Annotated in this window: 11 protein-coding genes; 6 read left to right on the forward strand and 5 right to left on the reverse strand. The window is 37.8% G+C overall.

What is annotated here, in order from left to right; genetic code table 11:
• Positions 1-349: 349 nt before the first annotated feature.
• The 5 genes from NEOC65_RS03450 to NEOC65_RS03470 form a co-directional block, all read right to left on the reverse strand.
• A complete protein-coding gene (locus NEOC65_RS03450; RefSeq protein ID WP_213152562.1) occupies positions 350-1,771 on the reverse strand; it encodes a DUF4116 domain-containing protein in 1,422 nt (473 codons plus the stop codon).
• A 373-nt stretch (positions 1,772-2,144) separates the two neighbouring features.
• The gene (locus NEOC65_RS03455) at positions 2,145-3,149 is read right to left on the reverse strand and encodes a hypothetical protein (RefSeq protein ID WP_166158259.1); all 1,005 of its coding nucleotides are present in this window, start codon (positions 3,147-3,149) and stop codon (positions 2,145-2,147) included.
• A gap of 274 nt (positions 3,150-3,423) precedes the next feature.
• On the reverse strand, positions 3,424-4,452 hold the full coding sequence (locus NEOC65_RS03460) for a hypothetical protein (RefSeq protein WP_213152561.1): 1,029 nt from the start codon (positions 4,450-4,452) through the stop codon (positions 3,424-3,426).
• A 26-nt stretch (positions 4,453-4,478) separates the two neighbouring features.
• Positions 4,479-5,639, reverse strand: coding sequence for a hypothetical protein (locus NEOC65_RS03465; RefSeq protein ID WP_213152560.1), 1,161 nt, complete (start codon positions 5,637-5,639; stop codon positions 4,479-4,481).
• Positions 5,640-5,653: 14 nt separating this feature from the next.
• Entirely contained in the window at positions 5,654-6,205 is a 552-nt protein-coding gene (locus tag NEOC65_RS03470; protein WP_213152559.1) for a hypothetical protein, read from the reverse strand.
• 483 nt (positions 6,206-6,688) lie between these two features.
• On the opposite strand from NEOC65_RS03470, the gene NEOC65_RS03475 reads away from it, so the two are divergent.
• The 6 genes from NEOC65_RS03475 (at position 6,689) to NEOC65_RS03500 (ending at position 15,941) form a co-directional block, all read left to right on the forward strand.
• Complete coding sequence (locus NEOC65_RS03475) at positions 6,689-8,047, forward strand: sodium-dependent transporter (protein WP_213155716.1); 1,359 nt, start codon at positions 6,689-6,691, stop codon at positions 8,045-8,047.
• Positions 8,048-8,056: 9 nt separating this feature from the next.
• Positions 8,057-9,058 carry a Holliday junction branch migration DNA helicase RuvB gene (gene ruvB, locus NEOC65_RS03480; protein ID WP_166158244.1) on the forward strand — a complete coding sequence of 334 codons (1,002 nt, stop codon included), beginning with the start codon at positions 8,057-8,059 and terminating at the stop codon, positions 9,056-9,058.
• A gap of 10 nt (positions 9,059-9,068) precedes the next feature.
• Positions 9,069-9,911 carry a SpoIID/LytB domain-containing protein gene (locus NEOC65_RS03485; protein ID WP_166158241.1) on the forward strand — a complete coding sequence of 281 codons (843 nt, stop codon included), beginning with the start codon at positions 9,069-9,071 and terminating at the stop codon, positions 9,909-9,911.
• Positions 9,912-10,163: 252 nt separating this feature from the next.
• Positions 10,164-11,201: a tRNA preQ1(34) S-adenosylmethionine ribosyltransferase-isomerase QueA gene (gene queA, locus NEOC65_RS03490; RefSeq protein ID WP_213155717.1), complete on the forward strand. Its 1,038-nt coding sequence runs from the start codon at positions 10,164-10,166 to the stop codon at positions 11,199-11,201.
• A gap of 541 nt (positions 11,202-11,742) precedes the next feature.
• Positions 11,743-13,809, forward strand: coding sequence for an ATP-dependent Clp protease ATP-binding subunit (locus NEOC65_RS03495; RefSeq protein ID WP_213155718.1), 2,067 nt, complete (start codon positions 11,743-11,745; stop codon positions 13,807-13,809).
• Positions 13,810-14,258: 449 nt separating this feature from the next.
• Entirely contained in the window at positions 14,259-15,941 is a 1,683-nt protein-coding gene (locus NEOC65_RS03500) for a leucine-rich repeat domain-containing protein (RefSeq protein WP_213150974.1), read from the forward strand.
• Positions 15,942-16,189 lie beyond the last annotated feature (248 nt).

Genomic DNA, 16,189 nt, shown 5'->3' on the forward strand with positions numbered 1-16,189 from the left:
CAAGTAAAGCAAAAAACCTTCTTATCTCTCCATATTTTTTTAATAAGGCTTAAATCTCCAATACCTGCCTCTCTACTCAAGCGAGATAGTCTTGCTATGCTTACCAATAAAGAATAAATAACGACTAGGAAAAAAAGGTATAAAAATTGAAAATGTTCATAGAGGCTTGCTTTAAAAGGACACTTTATAGTCTATCGGCTCTATTAGCTCAAGGTCTGCTCCATAACAGCTTCAAAACAAGCAACATTAGTCGACAAAATGAAAGCTCCTCTTATCCTAGGCTTGACTAGGCTCATCATTTATTAATAGAGAAAAGTTAAATTTTTTAAATTTAATTGCTCATGATCATTTAGCTTCTAGACAATTCGATAAGTTCCATATCCTTTTGAAGCCTATGGCTAGCATACTTAATAGATAGGCTAGAATGCTTAACGGCAGCAAGGGCAACTTCCTTATCATTCTTAAGAGTTGAGCTAGCATATTGAAGAGCCCAGCCAAATTTTTGAACGATGGCAAGTACTAATTCTTTATTATTTTGAAGATCTGGACTAGCATACTTAAGTGCTAATCCATTTTGCATGGCGGCAGCCAAGATAATGTCTCTATTGCTTTTCAGCTCTTCGCTGGCAAACTCAAGTGCTAATCCATTTTTTTGTACAACAGCATGGATTAGCTCTTTATCGTGTTGGAGTTCTTGGCTTGCATACTTAAGCGCCATACCATTCTGCAAAGCAGCTGCCAATACTAGGCACTTATCATTCTGAAAATCTTCAGTGAGATACTCTAGCATCAAGCCATTTTGTTGAAGAGTAGCAAGAAGAAAATCTTTATCTTTTTGTAGCCTTTGGCTAGCAAATTTTAGCGCTATGCCCTTATTCTTCGCAGCCACAAATACCACTTCTTTATCGTTTTTAAGCTTTTGACTAGCATACTCAAGAGCCAAGCCATTTTGCTCAACAGCAAGAAGAACTATTTCTTTATCGTTCTTAAGCTCATGGCTAGCATGCTCAAGCGCCCAGCCATCTTGCAAAACTGCCGCCTTTACCACTGCCTTGTCGTTTTGGAGTTTTCTGCTTGCAAACTTTAGCACCCAGCCATTTTTCCGAACAAATGCCTGTATGAGGCTCTTATTACTTTTAAGCTCTTTGCTAGCATATTTAAGCGCCCAGCCATTTTGCTCTACAGCAGCTACCATAATTTCATGATCTTTCTTTAGTTCTTTGCTAGCGCTTGCGAATGCTAAACCATCTTTCTTAACAGCAGCAAGAACGATTTCCTGATCATTTTTTAGCTGCTGGCTAGCATACTTAAGAGCCAGGCCATTGCGTTGGACAGCAGCAAGGACGATTTCCCTATTGTTTCTAAGCTCTTGAGAGGCATATTTAAGGGCTAAGCCATCCTGCCTAACAGCTTCAAAGACCACCTCTTTATCATTTTTAAGCTCTTCGCTAGCAAAATAAAGTTTACGGCCTTTTTTGCGCACCGAGGCAAGGATAAACTTTTTATCATGGAAAGGTCGAGGCGTAAGGTCTTCCATTCCAATGAAAATATTTCCTAAAATAGGGATCAATAAAATAAGGCAACGTCTAAAGCTTTTCTTGTTAAGATGGGCATAATAGCGACTTTTTGATATGTTTTCCTTGTTTTTAAAAGGTAAACAGACACACTTCTGAAAAATATCCCATAAATTAGTTAAAGTACTCATTAAAGGTATATAGTCTGCTGCCTTATCTATGAAAACACCTGTGTTTGGCCATGTAGCTATTTTCATAGTAACCTTAGAGTTTAATCTATCTTAAGACGATAGAATAAATGCATTTTTTAATCTTTAAAAAAAGCTAATTGAGCAAAAAGCATTCTGCTCAATAGAAGGTACAATTGCATGAAAAGTTTTTTCCTCCTGTATGAGAGAAAGAAAAAGCAAGTTCAAAATCACTCTTTCCTTAAATGAGTTTCACTAAACAAGATTTTTTTTCTAGCTCTAGCTAAAAATTTAATAAATTAAGTGAGGAAGATTGATGAATCAGGCCTAGCAAGCATTCGTAAGCCAAAGCAAGGTTGTTCATTACAGACAAAAAAGTCCTTTATCATGCCATGTAAGCATGATAAAGGACTTGGAAAAAACTTAAAGGCATTAAAGCCAGCTATTTTCTTACTTTGACATATTTTTTGAAAACTTTTGACATTTCTTTACCAAGGGCTTTGACGGTAGATTTTTTCAATTTCTCTTGAAGAGGATTTTGTAAGCAGAGTTGAGTAATCGATTTCTTTTTTAATTTTCCCTTTTTGATATAACCTGAGTGAATGATTTTACTTGCATATTGTGCAATATCTCGACGATTTAAGGAGACTAAGACGCAATTATTTTTACATTTTGCAGCTATCTCTGATTGGCGTCTATTTAACTTAGGAAAATCAGGCTGCCCCGCATTAAAGTAAATATGAAAGGCTAGCATATGGTCAGGAATATCTGTATTTAACTGATCTGGAGTAATTTTATGGATCATTACCCGGCCTAATTGCTTTTTCATCTCCTTTTCAATTTTTCTTACCCTTTCGTGAAGAGCTTTTTCACGAATAATAACGATCGTATACTCTACGCTATTTTTTTCTTCTATTTTAGCCTCTTTAGATGGCTCTGCAGATTCAATAGAGGAGGTTTGGGACTCGGCAGATGAGGAGCCATTGTTAAGATCAATCTTTTTCTTTTTTTTCGCTTGTTTAGTGCTTACAAGCTCTTTTTGTTCAAGAGCAAGCAAATCGCCATTCTCTGAGCCAGAGATTTTAAGACCTAAGTTATTTATAACTAGCTGCTTCTTTTTATTTTTGCGTGGTTTACCCCTAGCTGCAAAAATTGCTGCTTCTACAAAACCTACAGCACTACCTAAGGCTGGCACAAACTGGGCGGCTGCCATTAAATTATGAAACCGAATAGCAGATTTCATTTTTTTCTTTTCGGTTAACTCATTTTTATCTAAGCGTTTAATCTTACTAAGAAGCTGCCTAGATTTAAGGTAATGCAACACTCCCCCCACTAGAGGAATAACCCTTATAAATTCACTACCGACAGCACCGCAAATGCGAGGAATATATATTCTTTCGTAATCTATCCGTTTTTCTAAACATGTAATATTGTTACCTACTGACATAGCTACTCCTTAAAAGTTGGTATAAATAATTTTCTTTACGAAAAAACTCGATTTATATCAAACATTTTTTAAGTAGTAGCTAAATAAAACTATAAAAGAAAATTGACGAGCTGGAAAAAGTTTTATTTTCTTAGATTAAGTTTTATCTTGAATAGGGAAAAGTTTTTTTATGAGTTTCCTTAATTTAACCTGTGCAAGCATCATGTAAATAAAAGATAAACGAATAAAAAAGAAATTAGCAAGAAACGGTGCCTTTCCAGCACCGTTAGCAAGATTAAACAGCTGCAGCTCTCTTAACTGATTCAGTATGAGTGCGCGCTAGCTCATTCATAATCGCAAATAATTGCTGACTAGATTGATGGATTTTTTCTATGCTTCGATCACGGTCATGGCGAGTTTGTTTTAACTTCTCCCCTTCATGATCATGCTCGGTACGAGCAGCCATTTTTTTCTCCGATTCAATGTCCCCAATTTTGCTAATAGCATGTCCAAATCCACTTATTCCGTGCGAAGTTTGGCCTAAATTTGTTAAAGTTTTGCCGAGCATGGAAGTGTCACCTAGCATCTGGCCACCTAAAGGAGCAAAGGAAAGAGCTGCTCCTGTTCCTTGTAGAAAGACTGAAACATAGGTCCAAGCACGCCCGCCTTCAAATGTTTTCACTCTTTTTTTAACATTTACTTCTAGATGCTTAAATAAATCATCGATCTCTTTCTTGTTATAACGATGACCAAGCGATCCTAACAAAATGGAAATTTTGCACATCATTTCCATCATGGCTTTCATATTGCCGCCATTAGCATTTTGTAGCTCTAGTTCATAAGCGACAAGCATATCCTCAATTTCTTTAATACGTTGAGCTTCGATATCCTCTTTCTTGTTAATTTTAACTGGGGCTAGCTCACTAGTCGGCTCGATTGCCAAGGGGGCAGTTATCGACACGTTTTTAATGCTAGCTAGTTTATTTTTTCCAAAAAGGTTAAAGGCCTTGTCTTTCCAGCTAACTAAGGTTTCTTTATTAAAAAGTTGCCAAAAACTTTTTTTATTTCTTTTTAAAATTGCTTCCTTTTGCTTGGCTTTTTGCATTTCAGCTATTTTTAGATTAGCTTCTTGTTCCGATTCAATAAAAAGATCTTTAGCAGCGTAAATAGGAAGGGGGAAATCTTTACAAGATGCGACTGAGCTAGAATAACGCTCGGTAGTCTGAATGGCATCGCTAGCTTTAAAATCTAGCGGATACTCTCCACCTAATGGGCCACGGGGCGCACAAGAGGAATAGCTTTCTTTTATTGCATCTTCACGCATAATCAATTCTCCTCAAAAATTATTATTTATTTACCATACTGGGCAGAAAGAAGTCCACTTCCCATTTCCGCATGGCTTATCAAAGAAACTAGCGCTTTTTTAATCTCTTGAACATCCACTTTAAGTTGAAATTGGTATTCATCGCGTTGGGATGTCCTTGCTAACAACTCACCTTGCAGTTTATTTAGTTTATCTTTAGTGTCACCTTTTAACCAAGTATTAAATGCTTGGCCTGCTCCTGCCATGCCATTGAAAACTCCCGTTACAAACATAAGGGGCGCGGCAGCACCACCTGTAGCTATTGTAGCTGCAGTTGCCACTACCATAGCAGCAGAGGCTATTCCCCCTAGGGCTTGCGTGACCGTTAATCCTACGCTGACTTTTTCTAAAACACCAGAGCGTTTACCTATCAGAGCAAGTTCAGCTTGAATTTGCATACGCTCGGCGTGCAGCGCTTTTAAGTCTTGCTGCCTGTGAAGAATTTGCTGATTGATTAGCGTAGCCTGCTCTTGGCGTAACTCCCCTTGCTTAACTAATATGGCTAGCATAGCTTTTAAAGGATCCATAACGGTGATATCTACATATTTAAAATCTTCATCGATCTCTTTAAAAGAAGGACGTGCCAGCGGCTTAGCTGGTGAAGAATACTCTCGCTCCATTATTTTTTCAGCAGGCTTACTGCCTTTTGAGCTTCCGCTAAAAAAGCTCCATTTTTCTTTAATCCAATCACCTAGCTGGTATAAAAAGCCTTTCTTTTGTTTTCCTAAAGCTTCTATTTTAATCGTTTCAGGTTGCTTATGAATAGCAGATGATCTATTTTTAAATTCCTCAAGTGCACAAGCTTGGGTAGTCGACTCAAGTGAAATCTTCATTTTTTGTTGGGCTTCTAAGGCAGGCACAAAAGCCTTTTTTTGCGGAGCTCCTAGATAACCCATTAAAGTATTTCGCAAATTCTCCATCCAGGAGAGGGCTTTTTTATTTTTTTCCCCGTGAAGTTGCTCGTTTTGCACAGCTTGATTAGTAGCTTCAATAGGTTTTAAAGAAGTAATCGAACTTGCATACAGAGAAGGCTGGACATCAGCAGGTGCAGAACCTTGCTTTTTCCAATAGCTGTTGCCATGCGTTTCGGCATTTGTATTTAATTCCCAACTCCTTTCTGAACTTGAGTTAAGTTTATCTAACAGCATATGATCCTCCTCAATTAACGGCCTACGATAGCACGAGCTTTGCTCATTTTATCATCATGGATAGGTTTTAAAATAGCGCGAGCCATTTGATAAGACTCATAACGCTCATTAATTAGTCGATTGACAGTCTGCATTTGCATATCATTTTTAGTATTATAATCGTCAATGGTCATACGAATATTATCAATTAACCTATCGCGTTGATCTTTCGTATAGATCATTTTACCGTTTTTAATAGAGCCTTCCTGAATATCAATCCCTAATTTTTCTTTAGCGTCTTTCAAATGCTGAGTTAAATCATGCGAGGTATCAAAAGATAATTCACTGCGATCAGTGGTATGGCTGTTAATCAGCTTTAACACCTTATGCATCTGCACTACTTCTTCCTGACGTTTTTTCAATTCTTGAAATTCATCATTGCTTTTTTGCTGGAGTTGATTAAGCCGCTCGGTGAGTAGAAGAAACACGAGCTGTTCTAGTTCCATTTCTGTCGTCTCTTTGGAATCTTCGCTTTTAACTGCATTTAAAGCCTTCGTCCTCGATACTTCACTATTAAAACTTGTCATCAGTTTTCTCCTTGAAAAATATGCCAAAACAAAAACCTGCCCTAAATTAACCGGTTTGATGTTTGGTATTACATTTTAATTAAAAACAAAAACGTCATAAATTCCGATTGTATCATCCAACGTCCAATTAAAGCAATTTTTTTTAACTTATTCAGTGATTCTTTTTACTGCAGCTTTTAGAACTACCCCTTCTATCATTAGAAAATGGCAAACAAAACAATAAAAAGCTTAAAGTGTCTATAAAGGAAAAAAATTTTTAATATCTAAAGTTAACCTTAGCTTGCCAATCTCTTAGAATAGTTTATTATATCCCCTCCATTTTGAGCTTATCAGCTAGCGAATAGATTTTATAATGCAAATATTTAAAGACTTCGCTACACTTTTGGCAACCCTAAAAAAATATACCGCGCCTTTTAGATTATAAGCGGCCAAATTGCCAGGCTGAATAGATGATCAATGCCGGTTAACAAACAGGAATACTGAATGACAAGACCTTTATGGGGTTCGCGCCTAGGCTTTATCTTTGCCGTGGCAGGATCAGCGGTTGGACTCGCTAACATTTGGCGCTTTCCTTACATTGTAGGCCAATATGGAGGCTCTGCTTTTATTATCGTTTACTTATTGTGCTTATTTCTGATTGGATTTCCCGTCTTTATGGCAGAGATGTTAATCGGTCGAACAGCGCAAACAAGTCCTAGCGGAGCTTTCCGCCTTTTAGGAGGCAAATTAGCATGGTCTTGGGCAGGAAAGCTAACCATTCTTACAGGATTTATTGTTAGTTCTTTTTATAGTGCAGTCGCTGGATGGGTGCTGGGATACCTAGTTGAGGCAGTCCAAGGAAATCTTTCGAATTTTACCTCGGCTACTCAAGTGGCTGATCATCATCGTAGCCTTATGAATAACCCACTATGGGGGCTAAGCTTTCATTTTTGTTTTCTTCTTATCTGTATTGGAATTTTATATCTTGGAGTGCGTAACGGCATTGAACGAGGCAACAAGATTATGATGCCTTTACTATTTTTAGTTCTACTCTATTTAGTAGGCACAGGTTTAAAGATGCCAAATGCTCAGCTAGGGCTAGAATTTTTACTTAAACCCAATTGGAGTCTTCTCACTCCCACTGCAATCTTAGCCGCGCTAGGTCAGTCATTTTTTACCCTTAGCATAGGGCAAGGCACTATAGTAACCTATGGTAGTTATTTAAAGCCTGATGAAAATTTAGTAAAAAGCAGCTATCCTGTAGTGATTATGGATACACTCGTCTCTTTGCTTTCTGCAGTAGCTGTCTTCACGATTGTTTTTTCCGTAGATTTAAAGCCTGATCAAGGCTCGGGGCTTATTTTCCATACCCTCCCGTGGGTATTCAGCCACCTTCCTGGTGGGCATTTCCTAGCAAGCATGTTCTTTTTACTCGTAGTTTTAGCAGCAACGACTTCAGAAATATCTGCAATGGAGCCTACAATCGCATATTTAATGGACGAATGGGGGTGGAAACGTCGTCAAGCCGTATTAATTTGTGGCTTGGGTGCTTTCCTTGTAGGTATTCCGAGTGCTCTTTCAAGCAGCATCCTGGCTGATGTACGCTGGCAGGGAATGACTTTTCTTGCTCTTACTGATTTTGTTGCTAACGCTATCCTTATTCCGGTAGGAGGCTTTTTAGCCATCATCCTCGTAGGATGGGTATGGGGCACTACTCATAGCTTAAATAGTTTAAAACTAGGCTCTTCTCATTTTTTTGACAATCATCCTTGGCTATTGCATTATTTTAGGTTTTGCTTTAAAATAATGTCTCCTATCTTAATAATATTTGTTTTCCTAAACGCCTTAGGGTTCTTTTCCTAAAGATTAATTATGGAATCAAAAAATTACATTGAATCTACTCTAGGTCAAGAAGATGTTACTTTTGAAGTCCCCTTACGCCCTCAATCCTTGGCTGATTTTATCGGCCAAGATCAGTTACGTGAACGACTAACAGTTCTTATAGAAGCTGCCAAGCAACGTAAAGAAGCATTAGGGCATTGCCTCTTTTCTGGCCCCCCAGGTTTAGGAAAAACAACACTTGCTAATATTCTTGCTAAGGTCATGGGCACTAATATAGTGATAACCTCAGGCCCAGTCATTGAGAAGCCTGGCGATCTTGCTGGCTTGCTCACTAACCTCAAAGATGGCGACATTCTCTTTATCGATGAAATTCATCGCCTCAACCGTACCATCGAAGAATATCTTTATCCTGCTATGGAGGATTTTGTGCTCGATCTTATGATCGACAGTGGCCCCAATGCGCGTAGCGTTCAAGTTAAATTAAGCAAATTCACCTTAGCAGGTGCAACGACCCGTTCAGGACTGCTTTCTAGCCCTTTAAGATCTCGTTTTGCGCTTAATTGTCGCTTGGAACTTTATCCTCCCGAGATTCTGGTGCAAATCATCATGCGTACAGGGCGCATTTTAAATTTAAATATCGCCCCTGAAGCGGCTTTAGAAATTGCCCGCCGTGCACGCGGGACTCCACGAATTGCCAATAATCTTTTGCGCTGGGTGCGTGATTATGCCCAGATCCGTGCAGGTAATAAAATTAACCCAGAAGTTGTTTCAAAAGCTTTAGAAATGCTTTCCATCGATCATAAAGGTTTAGATGAAATGGATATTAAGATTTTAGAAACGATGATTCACCATTATAAGGGTGGCCCGGTGGGACTCAATACTATTGCTGTTGCTATTGGAGAAGAAGCCCATACGATTGAAGAAGTGTACGAGCCCTACCTTATCATGCAAGGTTTTATTAAAAGAACTCCGCGCGGTCGTGAAGTCACACCTCTTGCCTATCAGCATTTAAAATTAACGATCAATAATTAGGAGAACGACTATGATCAAAAAAATGTTCATCGCTTTCTTGAGTCTCATTCTACTGTCCAATGCAGCGTATGCAGGCATAGCAGATTCTTTATCTACCTTTTTTAACAAACCCTTGCCGGCAGCCAATGATACTTTAAAAATTTTAATTATGCATAATAAACCAGGGGCTATGTTGGAGGTCAAAGGTAAATACAAAATTTACGATCCTCATGCCAATAAGCATATAAGCACACGCTTTATCGGTAAAAAAAAATATATTCAACCTTTAAGCGAAGGCTTAAAATGGCAGGAAGAGTTTCCAGGCCTTTACCAGCTCATGATTCTGCCTGATGACAAAGCTACTACTATAATAGTCGACGGCATTGAATATAAAGGACGTATTTACATCTATGACATCGGAGGTACAATTAGTATTGTTAATGAAATTCCTTTTGATGAATATGTCAAAACAGTCCTAGCAGCAAGGCTGCAAGCACCGCTGCCAGGAGAAGCTTTAGCTGCAGTGGCCATTGCGGCACGCACAAATGCCTATTATCTAAAGCAAAAAGCTCCTAGTCATTACTGGGACGTTGAAGCCAGACAAATAGGCTATCAGGGATATGCCCTTTCTCCCCCTTCTAAGCTTATCGAGCAAGCGGTTAAAGCCACTCACCATATGGTGATGACTTTTTCTTCAAATCCGTTGATGGCTAAGTGGGATAGTATAGAAGCAATAGATGGAGCAGATGCACAAGTTATCCATTCTAAAATTTCTTTAGATCAAGCTGCCATGCTTGCCCATCAAGGTGAACATGCCGCTCAAATTCTTAGGAAAGCTTTCCCTGGTGCACAAGTAGATTTAATCGCGAATTAATTAACATAGTAAAGCTAATTCAATAACCTTGCCTATAGAAGCTAGACAGAGATAGAGATAGAAAGCCAAACTAAAAAAAGTAAAGATAAAGAAAGCCTGCGCTTAAGAGGCACTTTAAGGCTGAGTTAAATGAGATGGATCTTTCTCAACAGATTTTCATTCCTAACACCACCTTTAAATTTTCTGGCCCCCTATAATGGTTTCTTGCTCGATTCCCTGTCACCTTTAAGGACTTTATATCTCTAACCTTTTATGAAAGATTGGCATTCACTAAATAATTATCTATATGATTTACCTGAAGAGTTGATCGCTCAATACCCGTGCGAGCCTCGTGATACTACACGCCTACTTGTAGTCGACCGCTCTTCAGGAAATATGTATGAAATGGTTTTTCATGAATTGGCTGACTTTTTAGGCAAAGGAGATAGCCTAGTATTCAATAATACCAAAGTTCTTCCCTCTCGCCTTATCGGTTCACGTTCTACGGGAGGTAAAGCAGAGATATTTTTGATCAAAAGGCTTCCAACAGGCGATTGGGAAGCTTTAGTAAAACCGGGTAAAAAACTAGGCAAGGGAAGCTATGTGACCTTTAAAGAAGGTTTTTCCTGCAAAATTATAGACGTTTTAGCCGATGGCAAGCGTGTGGTCAATTTCGATTATGAAGGAGATATTACACAAGCTTTAGAAAAATTTGGTCATATCCCTCTCCCTCCTTATATGCGTCGCGCAGCTATTCCTGAACTAGATAAGGAGCGCTATCAAACTGTCTATGCGCAACATCCTGGCTCTGTAGCTGCACCTACCGCAGGCTTGCACTTTACGGATAAGTTGCTACAAAAACTCGAAAAAAAAAGCGTTCAGGTAGATAAGCTTACATTGCATATTGGTTTAGGGACTTTTCTGCCCGTTAAGGTAGAGGATATACGTGAACATCAAATGCATGATGAATCCTTTGAAATTAGTCAAGAGACAGCCGAGCGCCTTAATAAAAGACCTATCAACAAGCGACAACTCTGCGTAGGTACCACTTCTTGCCGTGCTCTAGAGGCAGCATCCTCCCCTTCTGGCATGATAAGGGGAGGGAAATATAACACCAACATCTTTATTCATCCGGGCTATCAATTTAAATATGTACAACATCTCTTAACCAACTTTCATCAGCCAGGTTCAAGTCTACTTATGCTAGTCAGTGCTTTTGCTTCACCGGAGTTAATCAAAGAAGCTTATAATAAGGCTATTAAAGAGCGTTACCGTTTTCTTTCGTATGGCGATGCCATGTTAATTTTATAATAATTCTGCTTCAACGCCCATCTTTTTAATTCCTAATGATAGATGTCGGCAATTAAGTTAAAGCATGGCGCCAAGCTTGTACCTCTATTTTTATAACAATTTTAGATGAGAATTTTTTAGTTATAAATGTTGGGCAGTAGCTTTTTTAACGCGTGCCAGGATAGCCTTGGATTTGTAAACACTCGCGTGGGTCGAGCGATTTTAATGCGGAAGGGGTTGTATAGCCTAGAATCATAATTTTTACCATTACAGTAGGAGATAGCAATCACTCTTTTGCTCTTTTTAGGCTACGCTTTGGCTAGCAGCAGGCTAGCAAAATAATATTTTATACATCCATTTATAGCACTTATCTATTCAGCAAAGTAAGCTTGGCTATGATCTTACCTCTACAAATATTAAGCTTTTTCGCGTAAAATAGCAAACTCACTAGAAAGCTAACCTGATAGAAATAAGAAACTTATCTCTCTTAGCTTAACTATTTGTAATTCGAGAGAAGTTATGCTAAACTAACTCCCTAATTTTCAAAACCAAGGACCTTATTATGAAGGTAGCCATCAGCTCTTTCACCGCTGCCCCTTCTACTCCCTTTTCTTCTTTAGGTTCGAATCCTCCCGCTATTGAAAAACGCTTTCCCACTCCTCAAGCCCAGCAACCTTTTTGGTGTTCCCTAGGCAAAAAGCTATTGAAGAGGGTAAGTAGAGAAGAAACTCCTTTGATAAAAGCCATCAACGCTCTTGCAAAACGAACAGATATAATAAAAGAGAGCAGCCAAAAGGTTTCTCTTTTTTTAGAAGCCGTGGATTCTAAGCATTTATTTAGGCTAGAAAAAAAGCTAAGAATCATTATAAAAAACATGTCTGATCTAGAAAGAAAATTGCTTTTAGAAAAAGCATTGAAAACAGATTTTGAGAAAGGTCAACGTTTTCGAGGGAATCAATGCATTCAATGGATGTCTCTTAAGCACTTGCGCTCTTTAATCTCGTTAACATCATGTGAAGGAGAAGAGATTCCTCTAATAGATCAAAATGCCTTGGATACTCATCTAATAGCTAAACGTGTGGATACGGTTAGGCAAATTATCAAAAAATATGAGGGGGAGGAAGCACGTATGAAACTCCTGCATACCTCTAAACAATTTTTTCTTTTTAGAATCTTTAATAATCTTGTTCGTACACTCATTGTCGCTTTTAATTTATTAGAATTAGGCAAAGAACCCAACACCTATTTTGAAACCAAATATATGTTGGATATTTACTGGAGGCTTCTTGAAATTCCTCTTCATATTATCAAATTTGTTCTTCATCTAATCGTTAATCCCTTTATCTCTGTAGCAGTTATTGCCGGGGGCACGGTAGCAAGTGGAATTGCCAGTCTCTTTTTTAAACGATGGCTAAATAGATGTCCCAATCAGCTTCCCTATTGCATAAATTTAACTCAACAAATTAAAAATGGCTTTATCAAACCTATCTATGGCAGAGAGCAAGAACTGGATGAAATCATTCAAGCTTTAGCCTGCAACAATGAAACAGGCCGTAAACATCCATTGCTTATTGGTAAATCAGGGATTGGAAAAACCGAGCTTATGAAAGGCTTAGGCTGGCGGTTAGCTACTGGAGAAGTTCCTCCCGTTCTTAAAAATAAAAAACTTTTTTACGTAAATAGTGGTGAATTAGCTCGCAATGGAAATCTATTCGATTTTAAATCTCCGCTGAAGCAGCTTATAGACAAGATTGGAGAACATAGAAAAGATATCATTCTTGTGTTTGAAGAAGCTCATAACTTAAGTGATATTTCAGGCCAGCGCTTTAATAGCGTGATAGACACTTCCCCCGACAGTTTATTTTATGTAGTTGGAATTACTACCCCTGAAGAATATGAAGCAAAAATTGAAACGACAACTTTAGACAGACGTTTTAAGAAAATACCTATTCAGGAAGCTTCATTAGAGCAGACCCGCACTATTCTAAGACATATGAACCGCCAAGAGGCTAAAGATATCAGAATTTCTAAAAAGGTTTTAAATCATATCTATGAACAAACGAGCTCTAAGATTGTTAAACGCCATCAACCTGACAAATCGATTTTCGTGCTATCCGAAGGCATAAAAACTGTGCGCTCTTTACAAGAAGGGGGTAGCTTTAAAGATAAATTAAACCAGCTAATGGCTAAAAAAGAAGATTTAGCTTCTAAACTTTCTCAAAAAAAATTGCATGGACTTTCTTTACAATCTCCTCATCTTCGTAAAATCTCTCTTGATTTGCAAACAATTGAAAGAAAAATTGAAACATGCCTTAAAAAGATAGAGTTAAAACAGAAAGCTTTTCAGACTTTTTTAGATCTAAAAAAACAACAAGAGTGGCATGAAAAATGGTTTTATAATACGAGCGAAGTCCTAGTAGATCAAGCCACCAAAGGAGAAAAAACTCCTAAAATTTTAGAAAAATTATACCTTTTTAATGCCTATTTTTTACTTCCGCAACTTGATCGGCATCTTTCTAATTTTGTCGCTAAGCATCAAATTGAAGGGGAAGTAACTAAAGAAATAATTACTACAATTGTCGATCGTCTAGCTAAACAAGAAAAGATTGAGCCTGCAAAGGTTTCTTAAAAGATCGAAAGCATGTGCATTAATAAAAAGACTTTAAAAGCTAATTACTTAAAGATAAAAAAGATTTTTATAAAAGAGCTTGTCTTGATTATTAATAATATGCTTTTAAAAAACTTAGCCTGCATACCCAACCCTCTAAAAGATGTCTCTCTGCTTAATGAAAGGGATTTTATGAAGTATAGGAGTACATGAGGAGTAGCTCAAAAGCGTATAAACCAAAGGTTGGATATTTAATGAAAGAAAAATGTATGAAGAGAACTTATCCTTATCTTTCGAGCTCTTCTTCTTGAAAATATTTTAAACTTGGCCGGGCCCCTCTTTAAAAACCCAGAGAAATTTAAGAAAAAATTTCCTCTTTTAAAATAAATATCTTCAGAACCACTTAAGACTTTATTCTTTCCTATAAAATGCCACCACTAAAATTGCCTACAATTTAAAGAAGTAATAAAATGAGCCCTAGCTCCACTGCTCTTGAACACCTGCCTAATGAAATACTCACCCTTATTTTAAGGGGTTGCGCTAGCCCTTCTTTAGCTAGCGTTTGCATAAAATGGCATCATCTACTAGCTACCGAGGTAATGCCCTCTCTTTATAAGCAAATAGGTAAAATTCATTTTCCTGAAGGGAATGCTATTGAACAAGCTCGTATTTTAGATAAACTTTATAAACTAGAAACTAAGCTCTCTAAGCTAGAAAAGATAAATAAAATCTTTAAAAAGCTCTTTACTCAGGTTAGCACTCTTTCTCCTTTAGATTTCAAAGGAATAACAGAGAAAAAGCAACATTTTACTTTGGCTAATTACTTCTCTTATCTCATAAATGTTAATCGCCTCTTAATATGGAAAAGACTTGAAGGAGGAATGGAATACTTAAACCAAGAGAAAATTAAACATTTGCCTTTAGCAAAAAAAGGAGAGCTTTTTAGAGAATGGATTGAAAGGTATAGCAAAAATATTACTCTATTAAATCTAGAAAGAAGTGGCTTAACTTTCTTACCTTTAGAAATAGGACAGCTATCCAAGCTGCAGTATCTTTTCCTACAGAATAACCAGCTTACCTTTCTTCCTGCTGAGATAGGACTGTTGCCTCAGCTACAGGAGCTCGACTTAAGCAACAACCAGCTTACCATAATCCCTGCAAAGATAGGTCAGCTAACACAACTGCAACTCCTTGGCTTAAGCAACAACCAGCTCACCACTCTTCCTGCCGAAATAGGACAACTTTCTCAGCTATGGAGCCTTGACTTAACCAACAATCAGATCCTCACTTTTCCCAGCGCAATAGGAAGATTAAGTCAGTTACAAAAGCTTTACTTAAATAACAACCAACTTACCTCCCTTCCTAAAGAAATAGGGCATCTGATTCAGCTAAGAAGCCTTTACTTAAATAGTAACCAGCTTACTACTCTACCTGCTGAGATAGGAGAATTTGTCGAACTTGAAGAGCTTTACTTAAATGACAACCACCTTACCTCCCTACCAGCAGAGATAAGGCAGTTATCACACCTGCAAACGCTATGCTTAGACAGAAATCAGCTAACTTTCCTTCCTGCAAAGATAGAGCAACTTTCTCAGCTGCAAACGCTTTCCGTGAATAATAACCAACTGACCACTCTTCCTACAGAAATAGGAGACCTGCATCAGTTAAAAAGCATTTATTTAAACAGAAACCAGCTAACTTCTCTTCCTTTAGAAATTAGCCACTCTTCTCAGCTGCGAACGCTTTCTTTAAATAACAACCAGCTTACCACCCTTCCCGTAGAGATAGGGCAACTTTCTCACCTGCAAATACTCTACTTAAACAATAACCAACTTACCTCCCTTTCCCCCACCCTAGGAGAGTTATTTTCATTGGAATACCTAGAGCTAAATTATAACCAGCTCACTGCCCTTCCTATAGAAATAGGGCAGCTTTCTCAGCTGCGAACGCTTTCCTTAAATAACAACCAGCTTACTACTCTTCCTGCAGAAATAGGGCAAATATTCCAGCTAGAAGACCTTAACTTAGAACACAATCAGCTAACCTCCCTTCCTATAGAGATCACGCGGTTATCTAAATGGTTAGCTCTTAATTTGGATGAAAATCTACTTCAGGATATTTCGGAGGAAATAAAACAGCATTTTAATTTGTAGCTGCCAGGGCTTGTTTCTTTATTACTTAATATGTTAAAGACATGCATAGCTGTTTAGAAAAACATAAAAGAGAGATAGCCTTTAGCTTACTATAAAGCCATTGAGCCCGTATAGGAGATAAGTTAACTTTAGATCCAAGTTACTCAGTACTTTACTAAAACCAACTCTACTTTTTAAGCAGGTAAGGTTTTACTGAAGGTACTCTTCAACAAGCAAAAAAAATTTTTATTATTAGAGCTCGCTTTTTC

Source organism: Neochlamydia sp. AcF65 (assembly GCF_018342435.1).
Classification (GTDB): Bacteria; Chlamydiota; Chlamydiia; order Chlamydiales; family Parachlamydiaceae; genus Neochlamydia.

Excerpts from the sequence above, each read along its gene's own strand:
- NEOC65_RS03485 (WP_166158241.1), top strand. The coding sequence starts at position 9,069 with ATGATCAAAAAAATGTTCATCGCTTTCTTGAGTCTCATTCTACTGTCC.
- NEOC65_RS03470 (WP_213152559.1), bottom strand. The coding sequence starts at position 6,205 with ATGACAAGTTTTAATAGTGAAGTATCGAGGACGAAGGCTTTAAATGCA.
- NEOC65_RS03495 (WP_213155718.1), top strand. The coding sequence starts at position 11,743 with ATGAAGGTAGCCATCAGCTCTTTCACCGCTGCCCCTTCTACTCCCTTT.
- NEOC65_RS03500 (WP_213150974.1), top strand. The coding sequence starts at position 14,259 with ATGAGCCCTAGCTCCACTGCTCTTGAACACCTGCCTAATGAAATACTC.
- NEOC65_RS03460 (WP_213152561.1), bottom strand. The coding sequence starts at position 4,452 with ATGCGTGAAGATGCAATAAAAGAAAGCTATTCCTCTTGTGCGCCCCGT.
- NEOC65_RS03465 (WP_213152560.1), bottom strand. The coding sequence starts at position 5,639 with ATGCTGTTAGATAAACTTAACTCAAGTTCAGAAAGGAGTTGGGAATTA.
- NEOC65_RS03475 (WP_213155716.1), top strand. The coding sequence starts at position 6,689 with ATGACAAGACCTTTATGGGGTTCGCGCCTAGGCTTTATCTTTGCCGTG.
- queA (WP_213155717.1), top strand. The coding sequence starts at position 10,164 with ATGAAAGATTGGCATTCACTAAATAATTATCTATATGATTTACCTGAA.
- NEOC65_RS03450 (WP_213152562.1), bottom strand. The coding sequence starts at position 1,771 with ATGAAAATAGCTACATGGCCAAACACAGGTGTTTTCATAGATAAGGCA.
- NEOC65_RS03455 (WP_166158259.1), bottom strand. The coding sequence starts at position 3,149 with ATGTCAGTAGGTAACAATATTACATGTTTAGAAAAACGGATAGATTAC.
- ruvB (WP_166158244.1), top strand. The coding sequence starts at position 8,057 with ATGGAATCAAAAAATTACATTGAATCTACTCTAGGTCAAGAAGATGTT.